This is a genomic window from Gammaproteobacteria bacterium (assembly GCA_013214945.1).
In the GTDB taxonomy this organism is placed as follows: domain Bacteria; phylum Pseudomonadota; class Gammaproteobacteria; order Enterobacterales; family Psychrobiaceae; genus Psychrobium.
On the sequence record JABSRT010000023.1, the window covers coordinates 56,836 to 69,629 of the forward strand.

A 12,794-nucleotide genomic window follows, 5' to 3' on the forward strand; every position below is an offset into this window, starting at 1 on the left:
CTAAGTCGCTGTGTATCACCTAACGATTATCGGCTTAGCGGTATAATTGTTGCTGGTTGATGTAGCTAATAACATCCTGAGGCAATAAATACTGCGGACTTTTATTAGCCCCTATCAGTTGTTTTATTTGGCTTGAAGAAATAGCCAAGGGATAAGCTTCGTGAATCATAATGCGGCCGCAAAGTTGTTGCTGAAGTTGGTCACTATGGCGACAGCGATGTTTCGCGACTAATTCGGCTATTTCGCCGGTCTGCGGCAGTTGCCAGCCTGGTCGTTGGCTCACCACAATATGGCATAACGAGAGCAACTCTTGCCACCGATGCCATTTAGGCAAACTCAGTAAAGAATCCATGCCCATTAAAAAGCACAGCGGCGTATCGGGCAGTTCTTGGCGCAGTGCTTGCAATGCTAAGACCGAATATGATTTGCCGTCGGTATTAAGCTCTCGGGTATCTATCTCTATATTGGCACAATCGGCGGTGGCAAGCGTCAACATTTTCAGGCGTTGAACGTTGTTGGCACTGGGCTGTTTTTTGTGGGGCGGCACGCTATTTGGCATTAGATAGACATTGGCCAAGTTTAAATCTTGAGCAATGTCTAGTGCTGAGCGTAAATGACCAAAATGAATGGGATCGAAGGTACCACCCATGATGCCGACTGCTGGCGTTACCATCGTTGCAGCAATCGAGTATCGGCTTGAGAATAAACTAAAACTAGCTCGGTTAACAACGGCCAAGGCAGGCTAAAATTAATCTTAATCTCAAGGTCTATTTGTGCTAATAATTGGGCTATTTTCAACAAATGCTGTGCTGATAGTCGCTGCAGTGCATTTTGGTATAAATTTTGACGTGATTGCCAAATCCGTGCTTGCTGATATATTTTAGCTAACGACTGTTTTTGTTGTTGCTGCTGGTGTAATTGCTGTAACAGTTCGAACTCTTTATTAAAGGCCCAAAAAATAAGTTGTGGCTCGACGGCTTGCTGTTTCAGATGATTTAAAATCGCCAATGCTTTGTTAGCGCTGCCGTTAAGTAAAGCGTCTTGCAACTCAAACAGACTATAGCGTGCTTGATTAGTGGTGCGTTGCTTTAGGGTAGCAAGGTCGATTTGTTGTTGGCCAAGTTGTAATGACAGCTTTTCCAATTCTTGATCTGCTGCTAATAAATTACCTTCGAACAGTCGGCTAAATTGAGCCTGGGCATCAGGGGTTAAATTTAACCGGTGATGACTTAATCTGCGGTTAACCCAGTGATTAAATGCTTGACCTTGCGGTTGATTTATGACGACGAACAGTCCAGCTTGGCTTAATTGCTTAAACCATTTAGCTTTTTGAACATCTTGTCCGGCTTTGGGGCCGTGAATCAACAAGATAGTATCGGGGCTGGCATTCTCAATAAAAGAGATCAGGGCTTTACTGCCATCTTGGCCGGGTTTTATGGTGGTTAATTCTAATTCTATTAATTGACGACTGCTAAATAGCGATAGATTTTGACCGGCCTGGGTTAACTCGTTCCAGCTAAATCCGGGTTGTTGACTTAAGCAGATCCTTTCGCTAAATCCAGCATTGTCACAGGCTTGACGGATGTCACTGAGCGCTTCTTTTTTTTGGAGCGGTTCATCGCCAAAGACCAGATAACATGGGACCAACTGTTTTAGTTGGTTAGCCAATTGATTGGCGTATATTTGCATGATTTATTACTTTAGTTTACTTGTTTGATACGGCTGAGCTGGCGCACGATTTGTTCGGCGGCTTGAGCCCGCATTTCGGTCTTAATGAGTGCCATTTCACGGCTTTTCGCTTGCGCTGATTGTGGATCGTCCAGATAATCTCGGCGCATCTGAATTGAAAACTGCTGTGGTGGTTGTCGTGGCAATATTAATTGATAGTTGACGCTATATGTTAGCTCGTATTCAGCAACCTGACCCGATGAAAATAACGAAAGCGTACTACTCGTTAATGAATCTGATGATAATTTCAAGATTGGCAGAGACGGATCATCGATTAATGCGACTTGATAGCGACGTAATTTAGTGGTGACTAACCGAGTTAATTCGCCGTATTGATCACTGCTTTGCAATTTCAATTGTTTTAAATTGTTGGGTAATTGGTAATTACCTTGGAGTTTAAAGCCACAACCTTGGATAATTAAGCTAAGGAGTAATGTAACTACTAGGTGGGATAACTTTATTTTCATTGCTTAGTAACCTCAAAAAATAACAAGGCCAGCACAGTAGTAAATACCGTGCTAGCCCTAGATTTACTGGTTAAATTTTAATCGCTTAATTAGCAACGATATTAACTAGTTTGCCCGGGATATAAATGACTTTACGCACGGTTTTGTCCGCCGTAAAGCGCAGCACCAATTCGTTACTTAGTGCTAGTTGTTCCACTTCATCTTTAGCAATGTCTGCAGCAACAGTAAGTTTGGCGCGAACTTTACCGTTTACTTGCACGATAATTAACTTAGATTGTTCAACTAAAGCCTCTTGGTCAACAATTGGCCATGGCGCGAAGTCTAAGCTATCACTGTGGCCAAGTTCTTGCCATAACTGATAACAGATGTGCGGCACAATAGGAGAAAGCATTTTAACGATAGCGTTAAGTGCTTCACCCATGATCGCGCGATCTTGCTCATCTTTATTATCTGCTTTATACAGGTTGTTAACCAATTCCATTACCGCAGCAATCGCAGTATTAAAGGTTTGGCGACGACCTATATCATCAGACACTTTAGCAATGGTTTTATGCAAGGTACGACGTAAATCTTGCTGTTTAGCCGTTAGTTTCGCGGTATCTAGTGCTGGAGTCGCACCTTGCTCCGTATGATTAAAGGCTAAGCGCCACACGCGGTTTAGGAAGCGATGTGCCCCTTCAACAGCTGAGTCGACCCATTCTAAAGTTTGCTCAGCAGGCGCGGCAAACATGATAAATAAACGCACGGTATCGGCGCCATACTTATCAATCATTACCTGTGGATCAATGCCGTTGTTTTTAGACTTAGACATCTTGCTCATACCCGCGAACATGATGCTATCACCGGTTGAAATTTGGGTTGCCGACAGGATCTTGCCCTTGTCGTCTGTTTCTGTCTTGACATCGTCAAGTAAGATCCAAGCTTTAGTACCTTTGTCGTCTATCTTGTAGAACGCATTAGATAACACCATGCCTTGGGTTAGCAGACGTTTGAACGGTTCGTTTGAGTCAACTAAACCTGAATCACGCAACAATTTGTGGAAGAAACGGGCGTACAATAGATGTAAAATTGCGTGTTCGATGCCGCCAATGTATTGATCAACAGGTAGCCAATGGTTGGCTTTAGCTGGATCTAACATCGCGTCATTGCCTGGCGAGGTATAACGGGCGTAATACCAGCTCGATTCCATAAAGGTATCAAAGGTATCCGTTTCGTGTAATGCCGGCTGGCCTTGATAAGTGGTTTTTGCCCACTCGAGATCGGCTTTAATTGGCGAGTTAATGCCATCCATTACAACGTCTTCAGGCAGTAATACAGGTAGTTGATCTTCAGGTACCGGTACAACTTCGCCATTTTCAAGGTGCAGCATTGGAATAGGCGTGCCCCAGTAACGTTGACGCGAAACGCCCCAGTCACGTAAGCGGTAGTTTACAGTTTTGTTGCCTTTACTGATTTTTTCTAACGCGCTGGCGATAGCATCAACTGCTTCGTCTGAAGTTAGGCCATTAAACTCGCCAGAGTTAAATAACTTACCTTTTTCAGTGTACGCTTCATTACTGATGTCAACTTGGCTTTCGTCGCTGTCACTTGGGTAAATTACCGCTTCAATATCAAGCGCATACTTAGTCGCGAATTCAAAGTCACGTTGGTCGTGACCCGGTACAGCCATCACTGCGCCTGAACCGTAATCAGCTAATACGAAGTTAGCAATCCAGATTGGCACTTCACGGCCAGTGAGTGGATGAATAGCAAAGAAACCGGTCGCAATGCCTTTCTTTTCCATCGTCGCAAGTTCAGCTTCAGCGACCTTAGTCGTTTTACACTCTTGCACAAAATCTGCAATCGCAGGGTTAGTTTTTGCCGCTTCAAGCGCTAGTGGGTGCTGAGCAGCGATACCAACATAGGTTACGCCCATTAACGTATCTGGACGTGTGGTGTAAACAGACAGGTTATCAGTGCGATCTTTTAAGTCGAACGTTAAGTCAACCCCTTCAGAGCGACCAATCCAGTTGCGCTGCATCGTTTTAACTTTTTCAGGCCACTGATCTAACTCGTCTAAATCGTCTAATAATTCTTGCGCGTAACGGGTAATTCGCACGAACCACTGTGGAATTTCTTTACGCTCAACCACGGTATCACAGCGCCAACAACAGCCATCGATAACTTGCTCGTTCGCCAACACGGTTTGATCATGAGGACACCAGTTAACGGCTGAAGTCTTTTTATAAACCATGTCTTTCTTGAAAAGCTCAGTAAAGAACCATTGTTCCCAGCGGTAGTAATCAGGCTTACAGGTCGCAAATTCACGATCCCAGTCATAACCAAAACCTAAACGACGTAATTGATCGTTCATGTAATCGATGTTTTCGTAAGTCCATTTAGCTGGGGCTGTTTTATTGTTGATTGCCGCATTTTCAGCAGGCAGACCAAAAGCATCCCAACCCATAGGTTGCAGCACGTTTTTGCCCTGCATTCTCTGGTAACGCGCGATCACATCACCAATGGTGTAGTTACGTACGTGACCCATGTGCAGGCGACCGCTCGGGTAAGGAAACATCGACAAACAATAAAACTTTTCTTTATCGTCGCGCTCTGTTGCTTTAAATGTTTGATTATCTACCCAAAACTTTTGTGCTTGGGGCTCTATACTTGATGGGATATACTGCTCTTGCATGCAATTAAACCTGGAATTATTTAAAATTAGAAAAAGAATACTTTTTTGATCTGCATAGAATACATCACGAGACTATGATGCAACAATAGTTAGTTGCTATAGTTAATGATATTTATTGTTCAAGGGGTACTTTATGGTGACAGTCAATAATAATTCAGCTGTATTTAAAGAGGGATACCACAAGTTACTGCAACTATTACAGCAGCGTTGGCAACAACAACCTGATCAACACGATATTAATGATTTTGTTGCGCAGGGCATGGTTGCTTATCGTTATGCTAGTGATATTAGCGAACAACAACTCAATGAGATAGAGCAGCAATTACGTGATGATTTAACGGCATTTGTTGCTGCAAAGTCTCATCAGTCAGGGGCTAGTTCGCAATCTCCAGAACTGCTCGCGATGCAAGAAACGCTCTGGCAATGGCTGTGGCAAATCAGTGATAACAGTCAGGTTGAATGGCAGGGAGTCGCCGACGATTTGCAGCATCATGGTATTTACCAAAGTGGCGAAATGGTCGGGCTAGGCCGATTAGAGTGTAAAAAGTGCCAGCATCAGTTATTTTATTATCACCCAGATATTCTGCCAACCTGTTCCGATTGCAATAACGATACCTTTATTCGCCAGCCATTGTAATTGGCTGGCTTAATACGCTAGTGCAGCGGCTTATCATTTATCGATGGTGAGTCGCCGATAACCTATGCCCAGTAATAACAAGCTGCAAAGTGCGATGATTGGCCACTGGCCCCAGCGGTAAAAATAGGTTTGTCCGCTCACTAGCGGTACCTCGCTGCGTAAAATTCCTTGTTCGAATTGGGGTAATCGCGCAATGATGGTGCCGTGGGTATTAACAATTGCAGTGATCCCGTTGTTGGTAACGCGTACCACAGGGCGGCCCAATTCAATCGCGCGCATTTGGGCGATTTGCATGTGTTGATGCGGTCCAATCGAGCGACCAAACCAAGCATCATTTGAGACGGTTAAAATAAAATCAGTTTGTGGTGTCATATTGGCTCGAACCAATTCTGGGAAGGCAATTTCATAGCAAATAGCAGCCGCTATTTGGTAACCGAGTGCTTGCAGGTTTGGTTGGGCACTACTACCACGATGAAACGACGACATTGGTAGATTAAATAATGGTGCCAAAGGGCGCAGTAAAGCTTCAAATGGCACAAACTCACCGATTGGCAATAACTGCTGTTTATAGTATCTGTTACTGTGTTGCGGCTGATAATCACCGCTTGGCTGAACCTTTTTGTGAGCATTGCCTAAGGTCACTAACGAATTATAATATTGACTCGATTGCGACAGTGCTACGCCGTCTGGTGACTGGCGCGAAATTAAACCAGTAATAATCGCACTGTCATTAAAGTTCGCCGTTTTATCCATTAAATGGAGATAATCACTGACCCAATCTTCAACGGCAGGCATCGCGGCTTCGGGCCATATAATAATATCGGCCGCAAAACTTTCTCGGGTTAAATCCATGTAACGGATAATAGTTGGCCACATTTGATCTTGTTGCCATTTGGCGCTTTGCTCAATATTACCTTGAACCAAAGCTACGCTAATGCTGTCTTCACTTTGATCAATATTCGAGATCTGATTAAGGCCGGTTGCGATTAATAGCGTTACAACCAAACCGATAGTGACCGCTAAGTTACGCTTTATCACTAAGCTGGCTGTGAACGTTGCGACGAGGCAAATAAGCAGGGTTAAACCGATGGCGCCAATGGTTGCAGCATTATTACTAAAGATCCCCTCAGTTTGGCTGTAACCTAGCCATAACCATGGGAACCCGGTTAGTACTGTGCCGCGGGCGACTTCAGATAACACCCACAAACTCGAAAACAGAAAAGCATTACTAAGCGCATTGGTTGATTTTAGGCGGCAAAACAAATAGCAGGTCAGGGCGCTAAAAAAGGCTAAATACAGAGATAGCAGTAACATTAAGCCCAGTGATACGATTAAAGGCAGGCCACCAAAGCTATCGATTGAGACATGAACCCAGCGAAGACCAAAACTAAACAAACCACTGCCAAAACTCAAACCTAGCCAAAAACACGACTTGGCTGACAGTTTGTCATTTAATGATAAGCTGGCATAAAATATTGCCAGAGATAGCGGGGCTAACCATTGGTAGTCGTATGGGGCAAAACTTAAGTGGGTTAAGGCGCCGCAAACAAAGGCGGTAACTAACAAGATAAAAAAACGCCCGGTTAGGGCGTTTTTAAGCAGTGATAAAGGGTTCAACGTCGGATTACTTCCCTTGTGATAAATTTCGCGTTACCAGCTGGCTTAGTCTGTTACAGCTGCCGCGGCACTTAAATCTATGGTCGCGGCGCTTAAACCTGTGGCTGCGGTACTTTTACTTGCAATTGTACCAAGCGGCGCGAGTCAGCGTTAATGACTTTAAATTGATAGCCCTCAATGCAGGTTTCTTCGCCACGTTTTGGTAAATGACCAAACGCGGTTGTGACTAACCCACCGACGGTATCAATGTCATTGGCTGAGAATTTTGTTTCAAAGTATTGATTGAAGTCTTCCAGTGAAGTCAGGGCCTGAATTGAATATAGCTTGCTGCTGACTTTACGGATCTCTTGTGGCACGTCGTCTTCTTGCGCGAATTCATCTTCAATCTCGCCGACAATTTCTTCAAGGATATCTTCGATGGTGATAAGTCCTGAAACGCCGCCGTATTCATCAACGACCACGGCCATATGATACCGTTCTTCACGAAACTCGCGTAATAACACATCCACCTTTTTACTTTCGGGAATGATCACACAAGGTCTAACGATGTCACTTAATGGCTGATCTTGACAGTCGGGATTGAAAGCATATTGAACTAAATCTTTAGCCAATAAAATCCCTTCGACGTTATCTTTATCTTCATTGATCACCGGAAAGCGCGAGTGCGCCGATTCGGTAATAATTTTAATGGATTGCTTGATCGTTTGGTTTTTTTCTAATACCACCATTTTCGAGCGGGAGATCATTATATCCCTAACTCGCTTGGTTGAGACATTTAACACTCCGTGGATCATGTCTTTGGTATATTGATCGATTAGATCACGTCCTTCAGCGTCTTCTATAAATTCAACCAATTCAGCTTGGGTTTGCGGTTCGGCTTGAAATATTTGGGTTAGCCGTTCAAACCAAGATTTATTAGTTGACTGACTACTTGGAGGTTTATCTTCGCTCATTTTTAAATCGTATTCCTAGTGGGGTAAATTTATACTAGATCGTCTCGGTAAGGATCGTCAATGGCTAAGTTAGCCAAAATTTCCTTTTCCAAAGATTCCATCTCAATAGCTTGATCATCATCAATATGATCATAGCCTAGCAAATGCAAGGTACCGTGTACAACCATATGTGCCCAGTGGTTTAACAGTGGTTTTTCTTGCTCGATCGCTTCTTTTTCAATGATTTGTTTGCAAATAATTAAATCGCCTAATAAATCAAGTTCCAGCATTGGTGGCGCTTCAAACTCAAAAGATAAGACATTTGTAGGGCGGTCTTTACCGCGATACTGATGATTTAGCTCTTGGCTTTCGCTCGGTTCAACTAATCGAATCGTGACTTCTGCGTCGGGTTTTACTGTGCTCAATACGGCTTGCAGCCAAAGTTCGAAATCTTGTTGGCTGGGTAAGCTTTGCTCGTCGCAGGCTATTTGTAAATCAAGAGTTATCATGGGGTTCTTCATTGGTTGTCACTGATGAAATATTTGACATCAGTTGTTGCGCTTTTTCACGGTTGATTTTCTCATCGTAACGCTCGTAAGCTCGCACGACTTGTGCCACTACTGGGTGGCGCACAATATCACTGGCTTGGAAAAAATTAAAGCTAATTGCATCAATATCGGCTAAGACTTCAATGCTATGGCGCAGGCCATTTCTGACATGACGTGGCAAGTCTACTTGGGTTATATCACCGGTGATAATCGCTTTAGAGTTAAAGCCAACCCGGGTCAAAAACATTTTCATTTGCTCGACCGTGGTATTTTGGGCTTCATCTAAAATAATAAAAGCGTCGTTGAGGGTGCGTCCACGCATGTAAGCGAGTGGGGCAACTTCAATAACACTCTTCTCGATCAGTTTTTCAACTTTTTCAAAACCAAGCATTTCAAATAATGCATCGTAAAGTGGTCGTAGATAGGGATCAATTTTTTGATTTAAATCGCCGGGTAAAAAACCTAACTTTTCGCCTGCTTCAACGGCAGGGCGGGTTAATATGATACGGCGTACTTCTTGACGCTCCAGCGCATCAACCGCACAAGCGACCGCTAAGTATGTTTTACCGGTACCCGCTGGGCCAACCCCAAAACAGATGTCGTGGCTAATGATATTAGCGACATAGTTTTGTTGATTGGGGTTACGCGGTTTAATCAAACCTTTGCGGGTTTTGATATAAACTTCTTTACCGCGTTCACCGCCGAGTGTTTTAGCCAAGTCTTGCGCAAGGATGCTCGATTGCGCGATGGCCAAGTGAACCATTGCTGGCTCAATGTCGTTTACATTGCCTTTGACCGGCTGCGTTTCAATATAAAGCTCACGCAGCATGTCGATCACGATTTTAGCTAGATGTGGTTTAGCCACAACATTAAAACAGTTACCACGGTAACTTATTTCAACGCCCATCCGGCGTTCAATATGTTTTAAATTGTCATCAAACGGGCCGCATAGGTTAGCTAGCCTTGCTTGAGTCGCTGGTTCTAAATAGCAATTGAGCGTAATCAATTTGTTGGTCAAAGTATTATCCTAATCAGAGATAACTTGCAGCTTAACTATCGTTTGTTACGGGGTAAATGTACCAACGCCAATTTCATCGATGGTATCTTGGCGGCTGGCTAAAATTGATTGCGGTGATGTTTCAATTCGCAGGTCCATTTCATTTTCGCCGCGGATAAACTTACCACGTAACGAGTTGGCAAAGACGTCAACAATTTCAACATCGGCAAAACCACCAATCAAGCTATGAGGTCCTTCAAAGTTAACCACACGGTTGTTTTCGGTCCGGCCTCGTAGCTCCATTGGGTTTTTCTTAGATGGCCCTTCGACCAAAATGCGCTGTACAGTGCCTAACATAACACGAGCATGTTGCAATGCTTGCACGTTAATCTGCTGTTGCAGTTCGTATAAACGTGATTTTTTAGTGTCCATGGTAACATCATCAGGCAAATCTGCCGCAGGTGTGCCAGGACGCGCGCTGTAGATAAAGCTAAAGCTCATGTCAAAATTGATATCTCTGATCAATTGCATAGTTTGCTCAAAATCTTCATCACTTTCACCGGGGAAGCCGATGATAAAATCAGAGCTCATGGCGATGTTCGGGCGTACTTTACGTAATCGCTTAATCGTTGATTTAAACTCAATGACCATGTGGTTACGTTTCATTAGATTTAAGATCCGGTCGGCACCTGACTGAACCGGTAAATGCAGGTGATCAACTAATTCTGGCACGTCGGCATAAACGTCGATTAATTCTTGGGTAAATTCGACCGGGTGGCTGGTGGTGTAACGAATGCGGTCAATGCCATCAATGGCTGCGATTAAGCGAATTAAAGTCGCAAAATCACAGATATCGTCTTCATGGGTCGCGCCGCGATAGGCGTTAACGTTTTGACCCAGCAAATTAACTTCACGTACGCCTTGTTCGGCTAATTGAGCTATTTCAAATAATACATCATCAAGTGGTCGTGATACTTCTTCGCCGCGGGTATATGGAACCACACAGAAGCTACAATATTTACTACAACCTTCCATCACCGAGACAAAGGCGGTTACGCCATCAGCTTTTGGCGCTGGTAAGTTATCAAATTTTTCAATTTCAGGAAAACTAACGTCAACAACGGCTTCTTTGCCAGCTTTAAGTTGTTTAATCATTTCTGGCAGGCGATGCAGGGTTTGTGGGCCAAAGACTAAATCAACAAAGGGCGCACGCTTGCGAATAGCTGCGCCTTCTTGTGAGGCAACACAACCGCCGACACCGATAATAGTACCAGGCTTGAGATCTTTTAAGTTTTTCCAGCGGCCAAGTTGGTGAAATACTTTTTCCTGGGCTTTTTCACGAATAGAACACGTATTAAGCAGTAATACATCTGCATCGGTTGGTTCTTCGGTTAATTCATATCCCATGGTGCCTAGCAAGTCGCCAATTTTAGATGAATCGTATTCATTCATCTGACAACCCCAGGTTTTTATAAGTAGTTTCTTAGCCATTGTTCTCTCAATTACCGCTGATAAAAATAGCGGCACATTTTACCCGTCTGAGACGCAGCTTGCTAGTATTAAATTGCGATTTAATTCACCAATGTGGGCTAAATATATCTAATGCCTTGCTTAAGCGTCAGATTATGGCACTTGGGCTAATTTACAATTAAAGGTTAGGACTTAAAAACCAGCCAAGGTTGGCTTATTTTATCAAAATACGACGAGTGGGATTTAATCGTAAATAAGAGACAAGCCAAAATCAAATTATAAGGGTGAAATAGGATAAATATTATGCCAATCCCGATATTTTCTGCTATTAATTTATACAGGAGTAAACTTTTGATAACGGACAGAGCGCATAAATATGGAAAAGGATATCTTAGCAACCAAGGTTGCAATAATAGGGTTAGGTTATGTCGGATTACCACTTGCCGTCGCATTTAGTCATCATTTTCACACCATCGGCTTTGATATTAACCAGCAACGAATCGACGACCTTCGAACAGGTAGTGATGAAACGATGGAAGTTAGTGAGCAAGAGTTGTTCGATGCGAGTGGGTTAATCTTTAGCAGCAACACTAAAGACTTATCCGAAGCCAATGTCTATATCGTGACGGTGCCAACACCAATCACTTCGTCGAACCAACCAGACCTAACCCCCTTAATAAAAGCCAGTGAAACTATTGCCAAATCATTGTCGATAGGCGATGTGGTCATTTATGAGTCGACTGTCTACCCTGGTGCCACGGAGGAGGTCTGTATTCCGGTATTGGAGCGTTATTCTAACCTAACCTTTAATCGCGACTTTTTTGCCGGCTATAGCCCCGAACGGATTAATCCGGGGGATAAAGAGCATCGGGTGTGTGACATTTTAAAAGTGACATCGGGTTCAACACCGGACATCGCTGATTTCGTCGATAATCTTTATAGCACAGTCATTACCGCTGGCACCCATAAAGCCAGTTCAATCAAAGTGGCTGAAGCGGCTAAGGTAATTGAAAATACCCAACGCGATTTAAACATTGCTTTAGTTAATGAATTAGCCATTATTTTTAATAAGCTAGATATCGATACGGAAGAAGTTTTAAAAGCGGCTGGCACCAAGTGGAACTTTTTGCCTTTTAGGCCTGGGCTGGTCGGGGGGCATTGTATTGGCGTTGACCCTTATTACCTAACGCACAAGGCTCAGTCAATTGGTTATTTACCCGAAGTGATACTCGCTGGGCGACGGATCAATGACAATATGGGTAAGTATGTGGTCACGCGGTTAATTAAAGCGATGATCCGTAAAAAATTACAAGTGGTTGATGCTAAAATTTTAATTTTAGGACTTACCTTTAAAGAGAACTGTCCTGATTTACGTAATACTAAGGTGGTTGATATTACCAAGGCGTTGGCGGAATACGATGTGATGGTAGATGTTTATGACCCTTGTGCCTGTGCCGAGCAAGCGCTGGAAGAATACGACATTGTGTTAACTCAAGTGCCTAAAGTAGATACGTACGACGCGGTCATTTTAGCGGTTTCACATCAGAAATTTATTGAGTTAGGCGTTGAAGAAATTCGTAGTTACCTTAAGCCTGATGGCATTTTATATGATCTTAAATATGCCTTGGCACCTGAAGATGTCGACCTTAGGCTCTGATAACTATCAGGACAAAAAAGGACTAAAAAAAGCCAGCTAACTAGCTGGCTTTTTTGTGTTTAAGCTT

11 protein-coding genes are annotated in these 12,794 nt (G+C 43.4%); 2 read left to right on the forward strand and 9 right to left on the reverse strand.

Annotated features, from left to right (window positions below; translation table 11 throughout):
• Positions 1-34: 34 nt before the first annotated feature.
• From nadD to leuS, 4 genes are all read right to left on the reverse strand, one after another.
• Positions 35-673: a nicotinate-nucleotide adenylyltransferase gene (gene nadD / locus HRU23_16385; protein NRA55717.1), complete on the reverse strand. Its 639-nt coding sequence runs from the start codon at positions 671-673 to the stop codon at positions 35-37.
• The gene (gene holA / locus HRU23_16390) at positions 667-1,689 is read right to left on the reverse strand and encodes a DNA polymerase III subunit delta (protein NRA55718.1); all 1,023 of its coding nucleotides are present in this window, start codon (positions 1,687-1,689) and stop codon (positions 667-669) included. Before holA ends, nadD begins: the two co-directional genes overlap by 7 nt.
• An 11-nt stretch (positions 1,690-1,700) precedes the next feature.
• Positions 1,701-2,195 (reverse strand): hypothetical protein, encoded by a 495-nt coding sequence (locus tag HRU23_16395; protein ID NRA55719.1) that lies wholly within the window; start codon positions 2,193-2,195, stop codon positions 1,701-1,703.
• 85 nt (positions 2,196-2,280) lie between these two features.
• Positions 2,281-4,869, reverse strand: coding sequence for a leucine--tRNA ligase (gene leuS / locus HRU23_16400; protein NRA55720.1), 2,589 nt, complete (start codon positions 4,867-4,869; stop codon positions 2,281-2,283).
• A 133-nt stretch (positions 4,870-5,002) separates the two neighbouring features.
• Between leuS and HRU23_16405 the strand changes: the two genes are divergently transcribed.
• Positions 5,003-5,506 carry a hypothetical protein gene (locus HRU23_16405; protein NRA55721.1) on the forward strand — a complete coding sequence of 168 codons (504 nt, stop codon included), beginning with the start codon at positions 5,003-5,005 and terminating at the stop codon, positions 5,504-5,506.
• A 33-nt stretch (positions 5,507-5,539) separates the two neighbouring features.
• Here HRU23_16405 and lnt read toward each other — a convergent pair whose 3' ends face one another.
• The 5 genes from lnt to miaB all read right to left on the reverse strand — a co-directional run bounded on the left by lnt (position 5,540) and on the right by miaB (position 11,091).
• A complete protein-coding gene (lnt, locus tag HRU23_16410) occupies positions 5,540-7,108 on the reverse strand; it encodes an apolipoprotein N-acyltransferase (GenBank protein ID NRA55722.1) in 1,569 nt (522 codons plus the stop codon).
• Between the two features lie 107 nt (positions 7,109-7,215).
• Positions 7,216-8,076 carry a CBS domain-containing protein gene (locus HRU23_16415; GenBank protein ID NRA55723.1) on the reverse strand — a complete coding sequence of 287 codons (861 nt, stop codon included), beginning with the start codon at positions 8,074-8,076 and terminating at the stop codon, positions 7,216-7,218.
• A gap of 29 nt (positions 8,077-8,105) precedes the next feature.
• On the reverse strand, positions 8,106-8,564 hold the full coding sequence (ybeY, locus tag HRU23_16420) for an rRNA maturation RNase YbeY (GenBank protein NRA55724.1): 459 nt from the start codon (positions 8,562-8,564) through the stop codon (positions 8,106-8,108).
• On the reverse strand, positions 8,551-9,621 hold the full coding sequence (locus tag HRU23_16425; GenBank protein NRA55725.1) for a PhoH family protein: 1,071 nt from the start codon (positions 9,619-9,621) through the stop codon (positions 8,551-8,553). The genes ybeY and HRU23_16425 overlap by 14 nt, the downstream gene beginning before the upstream one ends.
• Before the next feature lie 45 nt (positions 9,622-9,666).
• The gene (miaB, locus tag HRU23_16430) at positions 9,667-11,091 is read right to left on the reverse strand and encodes a tRNA (N6-isopentenyl adenosine(37)-C2)-methylthiotransferase MiaB (GenBank protein NRA55726.1); all 1,425 of its coding nucleotides are present in this window, start codon (positions 11,089-11,091) and stop codon (positions 9,667-9,669) included.
• A gap of 355 nt (positions 11,092-11,446) precedes the next feature.
• On the opposite strand from miaB, the gene tviB reads away from it, so the two are divergent.
• Complete coding sequence (gene tviB, locus HRU23_16435; protein ID NRA55727.1) at positions 11,447-12,727, forward strand: Vi polysaccharide biosynthesis UDP-N-acetylglucosamine C-6 dehydrogenase TviB; 1,281 nt, start codon at positions 11,447-11,449, stop codon at positions 12,725-12,727.
• The last annotated feature ends 67 nt before the right edge of the window (positions 12,728-12,794 follow it).